We start from the raw sequence: 19,853 nt of genomic DNA, 5'->3' as shown, positions 1-19,853 counted from the left end.
GCCCGGGCGGGGCGGTCAGGCGGGCGCCGGGATCCCCAGGTCCGCGGCCAGGCGGCCGGCGACGTGGTCGAACCAGCGCCCGGCGTCGTCGACCGACCCGACGAGGTGTCCGAACAGCTCGAACGACACCGTCCCGAACAGCTCGCTCCAGGCCATGAGCGTGCGGACCACCGCCTCGGAGCCGATGTCCTCGGGGACGAGGCCGTGCCGGATGACGAAGTCCCGGGCGCCGGTGACGATGTCTCCCGCGTCGGCGCCGTCGGGTGCGGGGACCGGCCGTGCGCCGGCCGCGTACGCGTCCCCGACGATCCCCGCCAGCACCCGGATGACGCGGGTGGCCGGCTCCACCGTGTCCTGCGGCGCGGCATAGCCGGGGATCGGTGTGCCGTACAGGAGGGCGAAGTCGCCGGGCCGCGCCACGCACCAGGCGTGCAGCGCGCGGCAGGCGGCGAGCCAGCGGCCGCCGGTGTCGTCCCGCGCGACGGCGCCCTCGGCCTGCTCGACGGCCTCCCCGAGCTCCCCGTAGGAGTCGATGAGCAGCTTCGTCAGGAGCGCGTCGCGGCTCGGGAAGTACCGGTAGACGGCGGACGACACCATGCCGACGTCCCGCGCGACGGCGCGCAGGGAGAGCGCCGCCGGACCGTCGGAGTGCAGCCGTGCCCGTGCGGCCTCAAGGATCTGCCGCGTCAGCGTCTCACGGGCGAGAGCGCGCGCCGTGCGGGGTGCGTTCATGCACACAGCGTCTCAGGAGAGAGCGCTGCACGCAAAGGAGAGCACCGCTCTTGATCGTGAGCGGGAGCCGTGTCATGCTTCTCGAAACGAGAGCGATGCTCTTGTTTGCGACGCCCGATCTCTCTTCCCAGGAGTCCTCCGATGAACACCACCGACCACCACCTCGTCCTCGGCGCCGGCCCCGTCGGCCGGCACGTCGCCCAGCAGCTCGCCGAGCGCGGGTCGCGCGTCACCGTCGCCACCCGCTCCGGCCGCGACACCGGGATCGCCGGCGTCGAGCACGTCGCCGTGGACGCCGCCGACCCCGACGCGCTCTCCCGCGCCGCCGAGGGCGCCGTGACGCTCTACAACTGCGTCAACCCCGGTGACTACACGCAGTGGGAGCGCACCTGGCCGCCGCTGGCCGCGTCGTTCCTGACCGCCGTCGAGCGGACCGGCGCCGTCTACGCGATCACCGGGACGCTCTACCCGTACGGCCCGGTCGACGGCCCCATGACCGAGGACCTGCCCGATGCCGCGACCGACCACAAGGGGCGGCTGCGTGCGCGGCTCTGGGCGGACGCGCTCGCGGCGCACCGCGCCGGGCGCATCCGCACCGTCGAGGTGCGCGGCGCCGACTACATGGGTCCCGGCGTCGGCGCGAACGGCCACATCTCTCGCGTGGTCCCGGACGCGCTGCGCGGCAGGACCGTGACGATGATGGGCCGCGTCGACCAGCCGCACACGTTCACCGACGTGCAGGACGTCGCCCGCACGATCATCGCCGCCGCCGGGGAGCCCGCGGCGCACGGGCGCATCTGGCACGTGCCCAGCAACGCCCCGGTGACCCAGCGCCAGGCGCTGACCGACGTCCTGGCCACCGCCGGTCATCAGCCGGTACGCATCCGGACGCTGCGCGGGCCCGTTCTGGCAGGGGTCGCGCTGGTGTCGCCGATGATGCGGGAGCTGCGCGAGATGATCTACCAGTTCGAGCGCCCGTACGTCCTGGACGACACGGCCGCCAGGAAGCAGCTCGGCATCGAGCCGACGCCGTGGGACGAGGTCTGCCGCCGCACCGCGCGCCAGTGACCGACGGTGGTGCGCGACGGCACGACGCCGCCCCGGCCGGTCTCGGGAGGTGATGAGACCGGCCGGGGCGGCGGTTGGCACCCGTTGTTCTGTCTGCCTCAGAGATCCAGCGGGTGCCGCCTGGTGATCCTCACGGCTGGTCTGCCGTGGAGCCCACCAGGAACTGGGAGTACGCGCCGAGGGTGAGGAACGACGGGAAGTCGTCGCTCAGGGCCACGGCGCGGAAGACGGCTGCCGCGTCGTCGAGGCGGTGTTCGTGCGGACGGGGGAGGTCGGCGAGCACGTCGAGGATGAGTGCCTCGACGCGGCCGCGGGTGACGAGCCGGCCGTCGTCGGCGGTCCGCGTGCCGGCCGCGACCCACTGCCAGACCTGCGAGCGCGAGATCTCCGCGGTGGCGGCGTCCTCCATGAGGTTGTCGAGCGCCGCCGCGCCCGTGCCCCGCAGCCACGAGTCGATGTAACGGATCGCGACAGACACGTTGGCGCGCAGCCCGTCGGAGGTGATGGTGGCGCCGGACCGGCGGACCGAGGCGACGTCGAGCAGGTCGTGCTGATCCACCCGCACGTCGTCGCGCAGCCGGGCGACCTGGTTCGGTGCGTCCGCGAGGACGGCGTCGAACTCGGCGCCCGCGACCGGGATCAGGTCGGGGTGCGCCACCCATGTGCCGTCGAACCCGTCGCCGGCCTCGCGACGCTTGTCGGCCGCGACCTTCTCGAACGCGCGCCGGGTCACCTCGGGGTCCTTCCGGACCGGGATGAACGCGCTCATCCCGCCGATGGCGTGCGCGCCCCGCTTGTGGCAGGTCGACACGAGCAGCTCGGTGTAGGCGCGCATGAACGGCGCGGTCATCGGGACGTCGGCGCGGTCCGGGAGCACGTAGGACTCGCCCCGTGAGCGGAAGCACTTGATGACGCTGAACAGGTAGTCCCAGCGCCCGGCGTTCAGCCCGGCGCAGTGGTCGCGCAGCTCGTAGAGGATCTCCTCCATCTCGAACGCGGCGGGCAGGGTCTCGATCAGCACCGTGGCGCGGATCGTGCCGCGCGGGATGCCGAGCGCCTCCTGGGCGACCTCGAACACCTGGTTCCACAGGCGTGCCTCGCGGGAGCTCTCCAGCTTCGGCAGGTAGAAGTACGGCCCGCGGCCGCGCGCGACCAGCTCCGCGGCGTTGTGGAAGAGGTAGAGGCCGAAGTCCACCAGCGCGCCCGACGTGCAGGTGGTGACGCCGTCGGCCCCCGTGTAGCGCAGGTGCTTCTCGACCAGGTGCCAGCCGCGCGGGCGGAACACGATCGTCGGCAGGTCGGTGAGGTGCGGCGACCGCAGCGCGTAGTGCTTGCCCGCGGCGTTGGTGTGCTCCAGCGTCCCGCGGATCGCGTCGTGCAGCGAGAGCTGTCCCTCGATGACGTTCGGCCACGTGGGGGAGGAGGCGTCCTCGGCGTCGGCCAGCCAGACCCGGGCGTGCGAGTTGAGCGCGTTGATCGCCGTCTTCGGGTCGGTGGGCCCGGTGATCTCGACCCGGCGGTCCTCCAGGCCCGGCGCGCCCGCCGAACCCGCCACGCGCCAGGCCGGGTCGTCGCGCACGGGCCGCGACGCGGCCCGGAAGTCCGGGTCCTTGCCCGCGGAGATCTCCTCACGCCGGTGCTCGCGCTCGGCGAGGATGCGGTGCCGGTGGCCGCCGAACCGGTCGTGCAGCAGCGCCAGGAAGTCGAGGGCCTCGGGGGTGAGGATCTCGCCGTAGCGCTCGCCGACCCTGGCGGTCACGCGCACGACGCCGCGGGGGACGACGTCGGAGGGGCCAGACGTCGCGACCGTGTGCGCAGTCGCGGTGCGCGGGGCGGGGGTGTCGATCGTGCTGGTCATGTCAGTCCTCCAGGACGTGGGGCTGTCCGTCTCGGGTACGGCCGAGGTGGTGGTGCGACCGAGGTAGTGGGTTCGGGGGAGGACCCACTACCTCGGCGGTCTGCGGGCCTGGCGGCCACCCGGGAGCGGGGCGGTCGCCGTCGGCGGACGGGGGGACGGTGCCGGCGCGGGGCCGGTCAGAACTGGGCCGACTCCGTGGAGTTCGCCATCGCCGTCGTGGCCGAGTCCGGGTTGAGGGCCGTCGACACGCGGTCGAAGTAACCGGTGCCGACCTCGCGCTGGTGCTTCGTCGCGGTGTAGCCGCGCTCCTCGGCGGCGAACTCCTTCTCCTGGAGCTCCACGTAGGCGGTCATCTGCTCGCGGGCGTAGCCGTGCGCCAGGTCGAACATCGAGTAGTTCAGCGCGTGGAAGCCGGCCAGGGTGATGAACTGGAACGTGAAGCCCATCGCGCCGAGCTCGCGCTGGAACTTGGCGATCGTGTCGTCGTCGAGGTGCTTCTTCCAGTTGAACGACGGCGAGCAGTTGTAGCTCAGCATCTGGTCCGGGAAGTCCGCCTTGACGGCCTCGGCGAACTTCCGGGCCAGCTCCAGGTCCGGTGTGCCGGTCTCCATCCAGATGAGGTCGGAGTACGGGGCGTACGCCTTGGCGCGGGCGATGCACGGCTCGATGCCGTTGGTCACCTTGTAGAAGCCCTCGGCGGTGCGCTCGCCGGTGATGAACGGGCGGTCCCGCTCGTCGACGTCGGACGTGATGAGCGTGGCGGCCTCGGCATCCGTGCGCGCGATGACCACGGACGGCACGTCGGCGACGTCGGCCGCGAGCCGGGCCGCGTTGAGCGTGCGGACGTGCTGCTGGGTGGGGATCAGCACCTTGCCGCCCAGGTGGCCGCACTTCTTCTCCGACGCGAGCTGGTCCTCCCAGTGCACGCCGGCCGCGCCGGAGGTGATCATGGACTTCATCAGCTCGTACGCGTTGAGCGGGCCGCCGAACCCGGCCTCGGCGTCGGCGACGATCGGGGCGAGCCAGTCGCGCGTGGCCGCACCGTTCTCCGCGATGTCGATCTGGTCGGCGCGCAGCAGCGCGTTGTTGATGCGGCGCACCACGGCCGGCACGGAGTTGGCCGGGTAGAGCGACTGGTCGGGGTAGGTCTGGCCCGCGAGGTTCGCGTCGCCGGCAACCTGCCAGCCCGAGAGGTAGATCGCCTGCAGACCCGCCTTGACCTGCTGCACCGCCTGGTTGCCGGTCAGCGCGCCGAGCGCGTTGACGAAGTCCTCCTCGTGGAGCTGCTTCCACAGGCGCTCGGCACCCCGGCGGGCCAGCGTGTGCTCCTCGCCGACCGACCCGCGCAGCGCGACGACGTCCTCCGCGCTGAAGGTCCGGTCGATACCGGCCCAGCGGGGATCGTTCGCCCAGCTCTCGGCCAGGGCCGCGGCGGTGGTCACCTGGTCGCCCGGGCGGGTGGTGCCGGACGACTCGGCGGGGGCGCCGTCGGCGGTCTGAGGGCTCGCGGCCCTCGGAAGGGATCGGCGGGTGACGATGGTCGGAGCGGTCATGGCGGGTACCTCCTGGTTTGCGCTCTTCGCTGGGAACTGATTCGACCTTCTGTCATCGAATCGCTCCGGATCTACTGGAACCCGGAAGAAATTCCTGCGAACTTCTGCTCGACGGAACGATTCCGATGTGTCACCCTCAGATATGCCCACGACGACGCCGAAACGCGGAACCGAGCGAAATGCTCTCGCCAGCCCTCCGGAGGCGGAGCCCGACGCGCTGACCATCGGCCGCCAGGTGCGCTTCCTGCGCACGCGGCAGGGGATGAGGCTGGAGGAGCTCGCCGCAGCGATCGGTCGTGCGCCGTCGCAGGTCAGCGCGTTGGAGAACGGGAAGCGGGAGCCGAAGTTCTCCCAGCTGCAGGCTCTCGCGCGGGCACTGGGCGCCGGCGTCGACGACCTGCTCGATCCCACGCCGCCGTCGGAACGCGACGCCCTCGAGATCGAGCTGGACCGCGTGCAGCGCGGGCCGCTCTTCGCCGCCCTCGGCCTGAACGGGGTGCGGATCGGCAAGTCGCTGGCCGACGACGCGCTCCGCACCATCCTCGGGCTGAACCGCGAGCTCGAACGGCTGCACGCCGAGCGCGCCCTCACGCCGGAGGAGGCGCGCCGGGCCAACGCGGAGCTGCGGGCGGAGATGCGCGCGTCCGACAACTACATCCCCGAGCTGGAGCAGGTGGCGCGCGAGCTGCTGGACGACGTCGGGCACACCGGCGGGCCGCTGCCGCAGCGGATCGCCGCCGAGATCGCCGAGAACCTCGGCTTCACGCTGCACTACGTGCCGGACCTGCCGCACTCCACGAGGTCGGTGATCGACAACCGCAACCACCGCCTGTACCTGCCGGCGAGCGGGCCGCGCGGCCGGTCGAACACGCGGTCGGCCATGCTGCAGGCGCTCGCCTCGCACATCCTCGGGCACACCGAGCCGCACGACTACGGGGAGTTCCTGCGCCAGCGCGTCGAGGCGAACTACCTGGCCGCGGCGCTGCTCGTGCCCGAGAAGGCGGGCGTGCGGTTCCTGCGCGAGGCGAAGGACACCAAGACCATCGCCATCGAGGACCTGCGCGACGCGTTCGCCGTCTCCTTCGAGACCGCCGCCCACCGGTTCACGAACCTCGCGACCAAGCACCTCGGCATCCCGGTGCACTTCATGAAGGTCCACGAGTCGGGGATCCTGCACAAGGCGTACGAGAACGACGGCGTGAGCTTCCCCGCCGACCCGCTGGGAGCGGTCGAGGGACAGCACGTGTGCCGCAAGTGGACCGCACGCGTGGTCTTCGGGGTGGAGGACAAGTTCAACCCGTACGCGCAGTACACGGACACGCCGTCGGGCACCTACTGGTGCACCTCGCGGGTGGAGAACACGCAGGACGGGGCGTTCTCGGTGTCGGTGGGCGTGCCGTTCGCGCACGTCAAGTGGTTCGCCGGGCGCGAGACCACGCACCGCGACCAGTCCCGCTGCCCCGACGAGTCCTGCTGCCGCAGGCCGCCGTCGGACCTGGCCGAGAAGTGGGAGGACTACGCCTGGCCCTCCGCGCGTCCCCACGCCTCGATGCTCGCGGCGATGCCGGCGGGCGCCTTCCCGGGCGTCGAGACGCGCGAGGTCTACTCCTTCCTGGACCGCCACGCCCCGGCATGATCACCGGCGGCCCCGGCGGGTGGGCGATCCGGTGCCGTGCCCAGGAGTGCCTGCCGTTGCCGGGCGGCTTCCGCGTGGAGGGCGTCCACGACTGCCGCGACCGCCGGGCGGCGCCATGACTCGGGGTGGACGACGGCGAAGTACGGCAGCCGGTCGCGCACCTCGTCCGGCAGGAGGCGCACCAGGTCCGGGTGGCGGTCCGCCATGAAGCACGGCAGGAACCCCAGGCCCGCCCCAGCGCGGGTCGCCTCGACGTGGACGAAGACGTTGGTCGAGGTCAGGGCGTCCTGGATGCCGGGCAGCAGGCGCCGTGGCACGTCGAGGTCGTCGACCTGGAGCATCGAGTCCACGAAGTAGACGAGGTGGTACCGGGACGCCTCGGCGACCGACGACGGCGTGCCGTGCCGCGCCAGGTAGTCGCGCGCGCCGTAGAGCCCGAGCTCGTACTCGGTCAGGCGGACCGCGCGCCCCCGGTTCACCTGGGGCGTGCCGACCACCACCTCGATGTCCACCCCCGACCGGTGCTGCGCGGCGCGGCGCGTGACCGTGACGATCTCGACCGACAGATCCGGATGGTCGTCCCGCAGCCGCGCCACGGCGGGGGAGGCGAGGTACGCGGCGAACCCGTCCGTCGTCGTCATCCGGACGACGCCGGTCACGCGGTCCGTCGCGGACTCGCCGTCGGTCAGCGTCGTCATCGCCTCGGCCACGCCTTCGGCGGCTCGCGCCGCGCGCTCGCCGAGCGCCGTCAGCTCCCACCCGTCCGCGCCGCGCACCAGCACCCGCCCGCCGAGCGAGCGGTTCAGCGCCGCGATGTTCCTGGCCACGGTGGTGTGGGTGAGCCCCAGTGCCTGCGCCGCGGTCGTGTACCGCCCGGAACGGGCCACCTCCAGCAGCACGAGCAGGTGCTCGGGCGAGGGCTGCGGGGCGCTGCCCGGACCGCTGGGGGACGTGTTCGACGACGGCACGGCCGCCACACTACCCGCCGGTGTGCATCTGCGTTCACCGCGTGTGCCGACATGAGCGTTGCGCGCACATCGGGCCCGCTGCGAGACTCCCGACGACGTCATGGCCCTGCCATGACCGACGAGGCACGACGCCTTCCCGTGGCGGCAACGGAGCCGCTGTGGTGTCGACGAGGACAACCGGAGGAAACATGGCCACGAGCCAGACACAGGGCGCGCCCGCGCCCGGACCCGCACCCGAGAGATCGCTGCTCCGCAAGGTCGTCGCCGCCTCTATGGCCGGCACGGTCGTCGAGTGGTACGACTTCTTCCTCTACTCCACGGCCTCGGCACTGGTGTTCGCCAAGGTCCTGCTGCCCGAGACGGGCAACGCGTACGACGGCATCATCGCCGCGTTCGTCACCTACGCCGTCGGTTTCCTGGCCCGGCCGCTCGGCGGGATCGTGTTCGGCCACATCGGTGACAAGCTGGGCCGCAAGCACACGCTCCAGCTGACGATCATGCTCGTCGGCATCGCGACCGTGCTGATGGGCTGCCTGCCCACCTACGGCCAGATCGGCGTCGTCGCGCCGGTCCTGCTGGTGCTGCTCCGGTTCGTGCAGGGCCTGGCCGTCGGGGGCGAGTGGGGCGGCGCCGTCCTGCTCGTCGGGGAGCACGCGCCGAACGACCGGCGCGCCACCTGGACCGCGTGGCCCCAGGCCGCCGTCCCGGTGGGCAACCTGCTGGCCACGGTGGTCCTGGCGATCATGTCCGCCACCCTGACCGACGAGGCGTTCCTCTCCTGGGGCTGGCGCGTCGCCCTCTGGCTCTCCGCGTTCGTGGTGGTCGTGGGCTACTGGATCCGCACCAGGATCTCGGAGGCGCCGATCTTCGAGGAGGCGCGCGCCGAGCAGAAGGAGGAGAAGTCTGCCGGCTACGGTGTCACCGAGGTGCTGCGCCGGTACCCGCGCCAGGTGCTGACCGGGATGGGCCTGCGGTTCGCCGAGAACATCATGTACTACCTGGTGGTCGCGTTCTCGATCGTGTACCTCAGCGAGGGTCTCGGGATGGACACCACGAGGATCCTGAGCCTGATCGCGATCGCGCACGTCACCCACTTCGTCGTCATCCTGGCCGTGGGCCGGATGATCGACGGCGTCGGCCGCAGGCCCGTCTACCTGGCGGGCGCGATCCTCGGCGGCACATGGGGCTTCTGGGCCTTCCCGCTGCTGGACACGCAGAACACGGCTCTGATCCTCACGGCGATCGTGGTCGGCCTCGCGTTCCACGCGCTGATGTACGCCGGGCAGCCCGCCATCATGGCGGAGATGTTCCCGACCCGGACCCGGTACTCCGGCGTCTCGCTCTCCTACCAGGTGACGTCGATCTTCGCGGGCTCTCTCGCACCGATCCTCGCCACAACGTGGCTGAGGAACACTGGACACTGGTGGCCGACCGCGGTGTACCTGCTGGTAGCGGGCGCGATCACGGCCGTGGCAGTGTTGTCCCTGCGGGAGACCAAGGGCGCCTCCCTGCACGAGCTCGACGCCGCCGACGCCGCCGCGCGGAAGGAGATCGCTGCGTGAACCGGCCCAGCCTTCCGCCCGCGACGCTGGAGGGCCGCAGGGCCCTGGTCACCGGCGGTGCCTCGGGGATCGGCGCTGCGGTGGCCCGTGAGCTCGCGGCCCGGGGCGCGCACGTGACCGTCGCCGACGTGTCGGGTGACGCCGCGAAGGGTGTTGCCGACGAGATCGGCGGCGACGTCTGGGTCGTGGACCTCGCGGACACGAGGGCGCTCGACGACGTGACGCTCGACGTCGACGTGCTCGTCAACAACGCCGGCATCCAGCACGTGCGCCCGATCGAGGAGTTCGCCCCGGACATGTTCCGGACGATCCACTCGATCATGCTCGTGGCGCCGTTCCTGCTGGTCCGGGCGGCGCTGCCGCACATGTACGACGGCGGCTGGGGCCGGGTCGTGAACATCTCGTCCGTGCACGGGATGGTGGCCTCGCCGTACAAGAGCGCGTACGTGTCGGCCAAGCACGGACTGGAGGGCCTGAACAAGGTGACGGCGCTGGAGGGCGGCCCGAAGGGCGTGACCAGCGTCTGCGTCAACCCGGGCTACGTGCGGACGCCGCTGGTGGAGGCGCAGCTCGCCGACCAGGCGGCGGCGCACGGCATCGGCGAGGACGAGGTGCTCGAACGGGTGCTGCTCACGGAGGCGGCGGTCAAGCGGCTCGTCGAGCCGGCCGAGGTCGGTTCGCTGGTCGGCTGGCTCACCGGCCCCGACGGGGCGATGGTCTCGGGGGCTTCCTGGACGATCGACGGAGGATGGAGCGCGAGATGACAGACGGGACGACAAGGACGTCGTCGGGCAGGAACCCCTTCACGGCCGCCATGCGGCCGGTCAACGCACTGGTGGAGAAAGCCGTCCCGAGCGCGTTCGTGTTCGCTGTGCTGCTCACGGTCGTGGTGGCGGTGCTCGCGCTGACGCTGACCGACGCCGGCGGCAAGGACGTGCTGGTCGGCTGGGGCGAGGGGCTCGCGGGCCTGCTGGAGTTCATGACCCAGATCGCCCTGATCCTGCTGCTGGGGCACATGCTCGCGAACACGCGCCCCGTGCGGTGGCTGCTCACCCGCGTGGCGGCACTGCCGCGCAACGGCGTCCAGGCGTACGTGTTCGTCTTCGTGGTGGCGGCGGCGTTGTCGCTGGTGCAGTGGGGGCTCGGCCTGGTGGCGGGCGGGCTGCTGGCCCGCGAGGTCGCGGCGCAGATGCGCGGGCGAGGGATCCGCGTGCACTTCCCGCTGCTGGTGGCGGCCGCCTTCTCGGGGTTCGTCGTGTGGCACATGGGCTACACGGGTTCGGGGCCGCTGACGGCGGCGACCGCGGACTCGGTGGTGGCGGAGCAGCTCGGCGGCGTGGTCCCGGTCGGCGAGACGACGTTTACCGCGTGGAACGTCGTCGCGACGGTGGTGACCGTCGTGGCCGTGGCGGGTGCCCTGGCGCTCGTCGCCCCGCGCCGCGGGGACGAGGTGACCGAGCTGGGGGTCGACGCCCGCACCGGGCCGCCCGCCGCCGAGCAGCCGCAGACCCCGGCCGACCGGCTGGACGCGTCCCGCGTGATCACGCTGGTGGTGGGCCTGGGCCTCGTCGCCTACCTCGCGGTCTATTTCGTCGACGGCGGCACCCCCGCGCTCGACATCGTCAACTGGACCTTCCTCGCGCTCGTGCTCCTCCTGGTGCGCAGCCCGTTCGAGCTGGCCGCGCTCGTGAAGGACGCGGCGTCGAACGTCGGCGACATCCTGCTGCAGTTCCCGCTGTATGCGGGCATCCTGGGGATGATGACGGCGACGGGGCTGATCCAGGTGCTCTCCGACGCGTTCGTGGCGATCTCGACGCCGGAGACGTTCGGGATCTGGGCGTTCGTGTCGGCGGGGGTGGTGAACTTCTTCGTGCCCTCGGGCGGTGGGCAGTTCGCGGTGCAGGCGCCGATCCTGCTCGACGCCGCGCAGCGGCTGGGCGTCGACCCGGCGGTGGCGATCATGGCGGTGTCGTACGGGGACCAGTGGACGAACATGATCCAGCCGTTCTGGGCCCTGCCGCTGCTGGCGATCGCCGGGCTGAAGATCCGCGACATCCTCGGCTACACCACCGTGACCTTGCTGGTGTCCGGCGTCGTGTTCGTCGCGACGCTGGCGGTCGTGGGTGCAGGATGAGGGTTCCGGGCGAGATCCGCCGGGAGACAAGGAGAGGGCGATGACCGGACTGGACAAGCAGGTCGCCACCGCGACCGAGGCCGTGGCCGACATCCCTGACGGAGCCACGCTCGCCGTCGGCGGGTTCGGGCTGTGCGGCAACCCGATGGCGCTGATCACGGCGATCCTCGAGCAGGGCACCACCGACCTGTCGGTGGTGTCGAACAACTGCGGCGTGGACGACTGGGGCCTCGGGCTCCTGCTCGGCGCGAAGCGTATCCGCAAGATGACGGCGTCGTACGTGGGGGAGAACAAGGAGTTCGAGCGGCAGTTCCTCTCGGGCGAGCTCGAGGTCGAGCTCACCCCGCAGGGCACGCTCGCGGAGAAGCTGCGGGCCGGCGGCTCCGGCATCGCCGCGTTCTTCACGCGCACCGGCGTCGGCACGCAGATCGCCGAGGGCGGCCTCCCGAGGAAGTACGACGGCGAGGGCGGGGTGGCCGAAGCCAGCCCCGTCAAGGAGGTCCGCACCTTCGACGGGCACGACGGGCCGGCCGAGTACGTGCTCGAGGAGGCCATCACCGCCGACTTCGCGCTCGTGCACGCCCTGCGTGGCGACCGGCACGGGAACCTCGTGTTCCACACGTCGGCGCGGAACTTCTCCCCGCAGGCCGCCATGGCCGGGAAGGTGTGCGTGGCACAGGTGGAGGAGCTCGTCGAGCCCGGCGAGCTGGACCCGGACCAGATTCACCTGCCGGGGGTGTTCGTGCACCGCGTCGTCGAGGTGGGCACGGACATCGAGAAGCGCATCGAGCGCCGGACCGTCAGGGAGGACTGAGGCATGGCACTGACACGCCAGGAGATGGCCGCGCGCGCGGCGCGTGAGCTCGAGGACGGCATGTACGTCAACCTGGGCATCGGGCTGCCCACGCTGGTACCCAACTACGTGCCGGAAGGCCGGGAGCTGGTGCTCCAGTCCGAGAACGGCCTGCTCGGCGTCGGGCCCTACCCGAGCGAGGACGCCGTCGACCCCGACCTGATCAACGCGGGCAAGGAGACCGTGACGCTCCTGCCGGGCGCGTCGGTCTTCGACGCGGCGACCAGCTTCGCGATGATCCGCGGCGGCAAGATCGACGCCGCCATCCTCGGCGCGATGCAGGTCTCCGCCGGCGGAGACATCGCCAACTGGATGATCCCGGGCAAGATGGTGAAGGGGATGGGCGGGGGCATGGACCTCGTGCACGGCGCCAAGCGGGTCGTGGTCCTCATGGAGCACGTCGCGAAGAGCGGGGCGGCGAAGGTGGTGGACGCCTGCTCGCTGCCGCTGACCGGCAAGGGCGTCGTGGACCGCATCATCACCGACCTCGCGGTGCTGGACGTGACACCCGAGGGCCTGGTACTCAGGGAGCTGGCGCCGGGCGTGAGCGTCGACGACGTGCGCGCCGCGACCGAGCCCGAGGTGCTCGTGCCCGACGACGTGGTCACCGCCACCACGGCCTGAGCCACCTCGACCAGAGCACCTGGCCGCTCACGAGGCGGTGCGGGTGCAGTGACGAAGGAGAGACCATGAGCAACGACGACGTGGTGATCGTCTCCGCGGCACGGACGCCGCAGGGACGACTGAAAGGCGCGCTGGCCTCGCTCAGCGCGGTGGAGCTCGGCGCCGTGGCCGCCAGGAAGGCGCTCGCGGGATCAGGGACGCTCGCCGGCGACGTGGACCGCGTGATCTTCGGCCAGGTGGTGCAGGCCGGCGCGGGGCAGAACCCGGCACGGCAGACCGCCGTCGCGGCCGGGGTGTCGTGGGACGTGCCGTCCGTGACCGTCAACAAGGTGTGCCTGTCCGGGCTCACGGCGATCGTCGACGGCGCGCGGATGCTGCGCGCCGGCGAGGCCGACGTCGTGCTCGCGGGCGGGCAGGAGTCGATGACCAACGCCCCGCACCTGTTGCAGGGTTCCCGCACGGGCTTCGCGTACGGGCCGGTGACGATGCAGGACTCCGTCGCGCACGACGCCCTGGTCGACTCGTTCGACCGGGTCTCCATGGGGGAGTCCACCGAGGAGCACAACACGGGCGATGTCGCGGTGACCCGCGAGGAGCAGGACGCCGTCGCGGCGGCCTCGCACCAGCGGGCGGCGGCTGCCTGGAAGGACGGGGTCTTCGAGCCGGAGCTGGCACCGGTGCACGTGCCGCAGCGGCGGGGCGAGCCCGTCGAGGTGGCCGAGGACGAGGGGGTGCGGCCCGAGACGACGGCCGAGGGGCTGGCACGGCTGCGCCCGGCCTTCACGAAGGACGGTTCGCTGACGGCGGGGAACTCCTCGCAGATCTCCGACGGCGCGGCCGCGCTGGTGCTGACCACGCGGGCGCGTGCCGAGGCGGCCGGAGCCCCGGTGCTGGCGACCGTACGGTCCTGGGGCCAGGTGGCGGGACCGGACAACTCGCTGCACTCCCAGCCGGCGCACGCGATCGAGCAGGCGCTCGACCGTGAAGGCTGGTCCGTGGGCGATCTCGACGTGGTCGAGATCAACGAGGCGTTCGCCGTCGTGGCCGTCGTGTCGGCGCGGCGGCTGGGTCTCTCGATGGACCGGGTCAACGTGCACGGCGGCGGGATCTCGCTGGGTCACCCGGTGGGCGCCTCGGGTGCGCGCCTCGCGGTGCACGCGGCCCACGAGCTGTCGCGCCGCGGCGGGGGTCGTGCCGCGGTCGCCCTCTGCGGCGGCGGCGGTCAGGGTGAGGCCCTGCTGCTGGAGGCGTAGCCGGCTCGGCTGGACGAACCGACCGTCGCACGAGGTGACTGCCCCGTGCGACGGTCGGTTCGCTGCGGTGGTGGCGCTGCGAGGCGTGGGCCTCAGCCGTGTTCCTTGAGGTCGTTCTCGTCGCCGATGAAGTCCATGACGTCGTCGTCGATGCCGTCCAGGTTCATGTCCGTCGTGCGGGCGCGCCGGGCGTCCCAGCGGAGCGTGAACGCGCCGAGGAGGGCAGCCACCACCGAACCGATGAGGATCGCGATCTTGGAACCGTCGGCGTGCTCGGCGTCACCGAACGACAGCTCGCTGATCAGCAGGGACACGGTGAAGCCGATCCCGGCCAGCAGGCCCACCGGCAGCAGGTCGCGGACGCCGATGCCCCTCGCGAGCCGCAACGGCGTCACGCGGGTCACGAGCCAGGTGGTGCCGAGCACCCCGATCAGCTTGCCCGCGATGAGCCCCACCATGATCGCCAGGACCACCGGCTGTCCGATCAGCGCGGCGGGGCCGTCGCCGTCGACCAGCGACACCCCGGCCGCGAAGAAGGCGAAGATCGGCAGGGCGATACCGGACGACGTCGGCCGCACGCTCATCTCGTAGGCGTGCGTCCGGGAGTCGGACTCGCCGTGCATCAGGACTGCAGGGACCACGAAGCCGCACAGCACGCCGGCGACCGTGGCGTGCACGCCCGACATGTGCATGAAGTTCCACGCGAGGAGCGCGAGGGGCAGCAGGAGCCACCATCGCGGCTTGCGCGACCGGGCGTGCCACGCGAAGAGCGCCACGGCGACGAAGGCGACGAGCAGCGGCCACCAGAGGATCGTCTCCGTGTAGAAGATGGCGATCACGATGATCGCCAGGAGGTCGTCCACGACGGCGAGCGTCAGCAGGAAGGTCCGGATCGCGATGGGCAGGCCCTTGCCGAAGACGGCGAGCACGGCCAGCGCGAAGGCGATGTCGGTGGCGGTCGGGATGGCCCAGCCGTGGACGAGGTCCCCGGCGCCGAACGCGAAGACGATGCCGACGTACAGCAGGGCCGGCAGGGCCATACCGCCCACGGCGGCCAGCATCGGCACGCCGGCTTCCTTGGGGCTGCGCAGGCTGCCCGCGACGAACTCGTGCTTGAGCTCCAGCCCGACCACGAAGAAGAACACGGCGAGCAGGCCGTCCGCCGCCCACTCGGCGAGCGTCAGGTTGAGGTGGACGTTGATCCCGAAGAGGTACTCGGGCCCGAGGACGGTCTCGGACAGCGTCAGGTAGGTCTCGCGCCACGGGGAGTTCGCCCACACGAGCGCGATCACGGCTGCACCGATGAGGAGCGCTCCGCCAGTCGTCTCCCTGGTCACCCACCTGCGGAGCTTGTGAATGGGTCCGGGGGCCTCAACGGTGGCGGATGTGGTCACGCAGTCTCCTTGGGTACCGATTGCGATCCAGGGACACAACCTTACCTGGAGCCTGACTTTGCTCTGCTACGGGTTCGCTCTCAGGAAAGAGTGGTCCGTGTCACGAACGGCCCTCGGGTCACGAAAGATCCTGGAGCATCTCGACGAGCCGGGTGACGGTGTTCCAGTTGCGTCCGGTGAGGGTGGTGCCGGCGGCCTTGTCGAGCACGGGCGCGGTGAGCTTCGATCGCCCGATCCCGTCGACGTAGTGCACGTACACGACGCCGGCGGCGACGCCGATGTGCTCGCGTCCGGGGTGCTGGAGGTCGAGACGGGCGATCCCCGCCGCGTCCACCTCCCCGAACGGTACGTGCGCCTGCATGTGCGACGGGTCGTTGCGGGCCGCGGCGGGGAAGGGGTTCTCGGCGACGATCGTGCGCAGCCGGTCGGCGGTCAGCGCGATCGCGGGGATCTCGGTGTCGACGCGTGCGGTCAGATGGGTCGTGAGGAGCCGGGCGGCGTCGTCGGGCGCCTCGACGCCTGACGTGCCCGTCGTGAGAACCACGTTCCCGCTGTTGAGCAAGGAGCGGACGTCGGCGAAGCCGGCGTCGAGGGCGGCACCGCGCAGGTCGGCGGCGGGGACGCGGCGATGCGGCCCGAGGTTGACCCCGCGGAGCAGGACGACGAATGCAGCCATCGGAACATCCTGTCGGAACGGTCTGGCGGACGCCATCCCGGCGCGCGGAGGTCGTGCGAAGGTCGTTGGGAGACTGTTGCTTGACTGAACCTTGGCCGGAAGGGCAAGAAGTTACAAAGATGTGAACAGTGTGTGACATCTGGCGACCCGCCCGGGTGAGGGGCTGGTCAGAACTTCCATGGCGGCGTACGTTCACGAACAAGGACGGCACCCAGTCGTCCTTCGGGAGGCCACCCTATGGAGTCATTGCTCCGTGGAGGGGGTCGACCTCGACCCTGCGCCACGTCGCCGTGCGCCAGGGGCGGGCCGACCGCTCATCCACCAGCTTCGTGAACGACGACGCGGCTGCGAGGCGCTTCGGCGCCGGAGGGAGCAGATGCCATGACCCGAACGACCGCCACCTCCCAGATCGGACGCACGGCCGAGGGCGACACCTCGGCCGGAGACGATCGCCGCACGTTCGTCGTCGACACCTCGGTGCTTCTCAGCGACCCGCGCGCCATCTTCCGGTTCGCCGAGCACGGCGTCGTCCTGCCCGTCGTCGTGATCAGTGAGCTCGAGTCCAAGCGGCACCACGCCGAGCTCGGCTACTTCGCCCGCAGCGCCCTGCGCATGCTCGACACGCTGCGCGTGCAGCACGGCCGGCTCGACTCGCCGATCCCCGTCGGTGACACCGGCGGCACGCTGCGCGTCGAGCTCAACCACATCGACCCGACCGTCCTGCCGGCCGGCTTCCGGCTCGGTGACAACGACACCCGCATCCTGTCCGTGGCCGCGAACCTCGCGGCCGAGGGCGCGGACGTGACGGTGGTGTCCAAGGACCTGCCGATGCGGGTCAAGGCCTCGGCGGTGGGGCTCACGGCCGAGGAGTACCGTGCCCAGCTCGCTGTCGAGTCCGGCTGGACCGGGATGCGGGATCTCGCCGTCAGCGACGAGCAGATGTCCGAGCTGTGGGAGTCGGAGAGCCTCGACCTGACCGCGCTCGACCCCACGGCGGTGGAGGCGGCCGGTCCGCTCATGGTGCACACCGGCACGGTGATCCAGGCCCCGGGCGGTTCCGCCCTCGGACGGGTCACCGCGGACAAGCGGGTGCGGCTCGTGCGCGGGGACCAGGAGGTGTTCGGGGTCCACGGCCGGTCGGCGGAGCAGCGCGTCGCCATCGACCTCCTCCTGGACGAGGCGATCGGGATCGTCTCCCTCGGCGGCCGCGCCGGGACGGGCAAGTCGGCGCTCGCCCTGTGCGCGGGGCTGGAGTCGGTGCTCGAGCGGCGGCAGCACCGCAAGGTGGTCGTCTTCCGGCCGGTCTACGCGGTGGGCGGGCAGGACCTCGGCTACCTGCCCGGATCCGAGGCCGAGAAGATGAACCCGTGGGGGCAGGCGGTCTACGACACCCTGGAGGCGCTCGTCTCCAAGGACGTCCTGGACGAGGTGGTCGGCCGGGAGATGCTCGAGGTGCTGCCGCTGACCCACGTGCGCGGGCGGTCCCTGCACGACGCGTTCGTGATCGTCGACGAGGCCCAGTCCCTGGAGCGGAACGTCCTGCTCACGGTGCTGTCCCGGATCGGGCAGAACGCGCGGGTGGTACTCACGCACGACGTCGCGCAGCGGGACAACCTGCGGGTGGGGCGGCACGACGGCGTCGCCGCGGTGATCGAGACGCTCAAGGGGCACCCCCTGTTCGCGCACGTGACGCTGACGCGTTCGGAGCGGTCGCCGGTGGCTGCGCTGGTGACCGACATGCTCGAGAAGCTGGAGGTGTGAGCCCGCGAGCGTGAGCGCGCTGCGACGAGCGCGCAGAAGAGGCGCTCCACCGGACGGAAGCCCCCCAGCCCCGCGAGTCCGGTGGAGCGCCTCTTCTGCTCGCGTCGTGCGGGAGGAGCGTAGCACCTTAGGTAAGGCTAACCACAGTTGGATCCTCTCCTGGGTGTGCCCCTCGGCAGCGCGCCTCCCGGTGACTCAGGCCTGCGGCGGGCGCGTCATCGACAGGACGTCCAGCGCCTCGTCAAGCTGTGCCTCGGTGATCTCGCCGCGCTCGACGAAACCGAGGTCGATCACGGCCTCCCGCACGGTGAGCTTGTTCGCCACCGAGTGCTTGGCGATCTTCGCGGCGGCCTCGTAGCCGATCACGCGGTTCAGCGGTGTGACGATCGACGGCGAGGAGCCGGCCAGCGCGGCCGCGCGCTCGACGTTCGCCGTGATGCCCGAGACCGTCTTGTCCGCCAGGACGCGCGACGCGTTCGACAGCAGGCGGATCGACTCCAGCACGCCCTGCGCGATGACGGGGATCTGCACGTTCAGCTCGAACGTGCCCGACGCCCCGGCCCAGGCCACGGTCGCGTCGTTGCCGACCACGCGCGCGCCCACCATGAGGACGGCCTCCGGGATCACCGGGTTGACCTTCCCCGGCATGATCGACGAGCCCGGCTGCAGGTCGGGCAGCGCGATCTCGCCGAGACCCGTGTTCGGGCCCGAGCCCATCCAGCGCAGGTCGTTGCAGATCTTCGTGAGGGACACCGCGATCGTGCGCAGCGCGCCGCTCAGCTCCACCAGTCCGTCGCGTGCCGACTGCGCCTCGAAGTGGTCGCGCGCCTCGGTGATCGGCAGGCCCGTGTCCTGCGCCAGCAGCGCGATGACCCGCTGCGGGAAGCCCGCCGGCGTGTTGATGCCGGTGCCCACGGCGGTGCCGCCCTGCGGGACCTCGGCCGCGCGGGGGAGCGCGGCCTCGACCCGCTCGATGCCGTACCGGATCGCGGCCGCGTAGCCGCCGAACTCCTGGCCGAGCGTCACGGGCGTGGCGTCCATGAGGTGCGTGCGGCCGGACTTCACGACCTGCGCGAACTCCTCCGACTTCGCGGCCAGTGCGCCCGAGAGGTGCCGCAGGGCGGGCACCAGGTCGTTCACGATGCCCGACGTCGCGGCCACGTGCACCGACGTGGGGAACACGTCGTTCGACGACTGCGAGGCGTTGACGTGGTCGTTCGGGTGCACCTCCTGGCCCAGCGACTGCGTGGCGAGGGTGGCGAGCACCTCGTTCGTGTTCATGTTCGACGACGTGCCCGAACCGGTCTGGTACACGTCGACCGGGAAGTGCGCGTCGAACTCGCCGGAGGCGACGCGGTCGGCGGCGGCGACGATGGCGGCGGCGACGTCCTGGTCGAGCACGCCCAGCTCGGCGTTGGCCTGGGCGGCGGCCTTCTTCACGCGGGCGAGCGCCTCGATGTGCGAGCGCTCCAGCGGCGTGCCGGAGATCGGGAAGTTCTGCACGGCGCGCTGCGTCTGGGCGCGGTAGAGGGCGTTCTTCGGGACGCGGACCTCACCCATCGTGTCGTGCTCGATGCGGAACTCGGTCTCCTCGGCGGCGCCGGACGGCGCGGGGACGGCGGTGTCGGAACTCATGGCTCTATCGTGCCGCAGCCTCGCTCCCGCGACGTACCCGAACGCGTGACTCCCGTCACCGTCGGGCGGGTGCGTGGCCGGCGGTGCGTGACGGGGCGCCTGTCGGCCGGCCCGGGACGGAAGGTGCCTGTCACAGATCCGCCCGG

Annotated in this window: 16 protein-coding genes; 9 read left to right on the top strand and 7 right to left on the bottom strand. The window is 71.6% G+C overall.

The genetic code is table 11. From position 1 onward, the window contains the following. Positions 1-15 precede the first annotated feature (15 nt). Positions 16-732 (bottom strand): TetR/AcrR family transcriptional regulator, encoded by a 717-nt coding sequence (locus ACYU96_RS03575; RefSeq protein ID WP_460749129.1) that lies wholly within the window; start codon positions 730-732, stop codon positions 16-18. Between the two features lie 141 nt (positions 733-873). Here ACYU96_RS03575 and ACYU96_RS03570 point away from each other — a divergent pair, with 141 nt between their 5' ends. Further along, on the top strand, positions 874-1,800 hold the full coding sequence (locus ACYU96_RS03570; protein ID WP_460749128.1) for an NAD-dependent epimerase/dehydratase family protein: 927 nt from the start codon (positions 874-876) through the stop codon (positions 1,798-1,800). A 130-nt stretch (positions 1,801-1,930) separates the two neighbouring features. On the opposite strand, the gene aceB is transcribed toward ACYU96_RS03570, so the two are convergent. After that, on the bottom strand, positions 1,931-3,658 hold the full coding sequence (gene aceB / locus ACYU96_RS03565; protein WP_460749126.1) for a malate synthase A: 1,728 nt from the start codon (positions 3,656-3,658) through the stop codon (positions 1,931-1,933). A 176-nt stretch (positions 3,659-3,834) separates the two neighbouring features. Next, positions 3,835-5,211 (bottom strand): isocitrate lyase, encoded by a 1,377-nt coding sequence (gene aceA / locus ACYU96_RS03560; RefSeq protein WP_460749124.1) that lies wholly within the window; start codon positions 5,209-5,211, stop codon positions 3,835-3,837. Positions 5,212-5,353: 142 nt separating this feature from the next. On the opposite strand from aceA, the gene ACYU96_RS03555 reads away from it, so the two are divergent. Beyond that, positions 5,354-6,847, top strand: coding sequence for a helix-turn-helix domain-containing protein (locus ACYU96_RS03555; RefSeq protein ID WP_460749122.1), 1,494 nt, complete (start codon positions 5,354-5,356; stop codon positions 6,845-6,847). Here the strand turns inward: ACYU96_RS03555 and ACYU96_RS03550 are convergent. Continuing rightward, the gene (locus ACYU96_RS03550; protein ID WP_460749120.1) at positions 6,814-7,815 is read right to left on the bottom strand and encodes a LysR family transcriptional regulator; all 1,002 of its coding nucleotides are present in this window, start codon (positions 7,813-7,815) and stop codon (positions 6,814-6,816) included. The genes ACYU96_RS03555 and ACYU96_RS03550 overlap by 34 nt on opposite strands. A gap of 188 nt (positions 7,816-8,003) precedes the next feature. Here ACYU96_RS03550 and ACYU96_RS03545 point away from each other — a divergent pair, with 188 nt between their 5' ends. The 6 genes from ACYU96_RS03545 to ACYU96_RS03520 all read left to right on the top strand — a co-directional run bounded on the left by ACYU96_RS03545 (position 8,004) and on the right by ACYU96_RS03520 (position 14,241). Further along, the gene (locus ACYU96_RS03545; RefSeq protein ID WP_460749119.1) at positions 8,004-9,377 is read left to right on the top strand and encodes an MFS transporter; all 1,374 of its coding nucleotides are present in this window, start codon (positions 8,004-8,006) and stop codon (positions 9,375-9,377) included. Continuing rightward, a complete protein-coding gene (locus tag ACYU96_RS03540; RefSeq protein ID WP_460749117.1) occupies positions 9,374-10,141 on the top strand; it encodes a 3-hydroxybutyrate dehydrogenase in 768 nt (255 codons plus the stop codon). Before ACYU96_RS03545 ends, ACYU96_RS03540 begins: the two co-directional genes overlap by 4 nt. After that, the gene (locus ACYU96_RS03535) at positions 10,138-11,511 is read left to right on the top strand and encodes a short-chain fatty acid transporter (protein WP_460749116.1); all 1,374 of its coding nucleotides are present in this window, start codon (positions 10,138-10,140) and stop codon (positions 11,509-11,511) included. Before ACYU96_RS03540 ends, ACYU96_RS03535 begins: the two co-directional genes overlap by 4 nt. Positions 11,512-11,551: 40 nt before the next feature. After that, positions 11,552-12,325, top strand: a complete 774-nt coding sequence (locus ACYU96_RS03530) for a CoA transferase subunit A (protein ID WP_460749114.1) — start codon at positions 11,552-11,554, stop codon at positions 12,323-12,325. Positions 12,326-12,328: 3 nt separating this feature from the next. Next, complete coding sequence (locus tag ACYU96_RS03525; RefSeq protein WP_460749112.1) at positions 12,329-12,988, top strand: 3-oxoacid CoA-transferase subunit B; 660 nt, start codon at positions 12,329-12,331, stop codon at positions 12,986-12,988. Positions 12,989-13,053: 65 nt separating this feature from the next. Continuing rightward, positions 13,054-14,241, top strand: coding sequence for an acetyl-CoA C-acetyltransferase (locus ACYU96_RS03520; RefSeq protein WP_460749111.1), 1,188 nt, complete (start codon positions 13,054-13,056; stop codon positions 14,239-14,241). Between the two features lie 92 nt (positions 14,242-14,333). On the opposite strand, the gene nhaA is transcribed toward ACYU96_RS03520, so the two are convergent. Together nhaA and ACYU96_RS03510 are read right to left on the bottom strand one after the other, a co-directional pair. Beyond that, on the bottom strand, positions 14,334-15,635 hold the full coding sequence (gene nhaA, locus ACYU96_RS03515; RefSeq protein WP_460749109.1) for a Na+/H+ antiporter NhaA: 1,302 nt from the start codon (positions 15,633-15,635) through the stop codon (positions 14,334-14,336). Between the two features lie 118 nt (positions 15,636-15,753). Continuing rightward, a complete protein-coding gene (locus tag ACYU96_RS03510; RefSeq protein WP_460749108.1) occupies positions 15,754-16,311 on the bottom strand; it encodes a DUF1697 domain-containing protein in 558 nt (185 codons plus the stop codon). A gap of 381 nt (positions 16,312-16,692) precedes the next feature. On the opposite strand from ACYU96_RS03510, the gene ACYU96_RS03505 reads away from it, so the two are divergent. Continuing rightward, positions 16,693-18,072: a PhoH family protein gene (locus tag ACYU96_RS03505; protein ID WP_460749106.1), complete on the top strand. Its 1,380-nt coding sequence runs from the start codon at positions 16,693-16,695 to the stop codon at positions 18,070-18,072. Between the two features lie 195 nt (positions 18,073-18,267). On the opposite strand, the gene ACYU96_RS03500 is transcribed toward ACYU96_RS03505, so the two are convergent. After that, on the bottom strand, positions 18,268-19,707 hold the full coding sequence (locus ACYU96_RS03500; RefSeq protein WP_460749104.1) for a class II fumarate hydratase: 1,440 nt from the start codon (positions 19,705-19,707) through the stop codon (positions 18,268-18,270). Positions 19,708-19,853 lie beyond the last annotated feature (146 nt).

The sequence above is a fragment of the Myceligenerans cantabricum genome, assembly GCF_054777735.1.
Note: the sequence above shows the minus strand (reverse complement) of the source record. Positions and strands in the feature narration are given on the sequence as shown.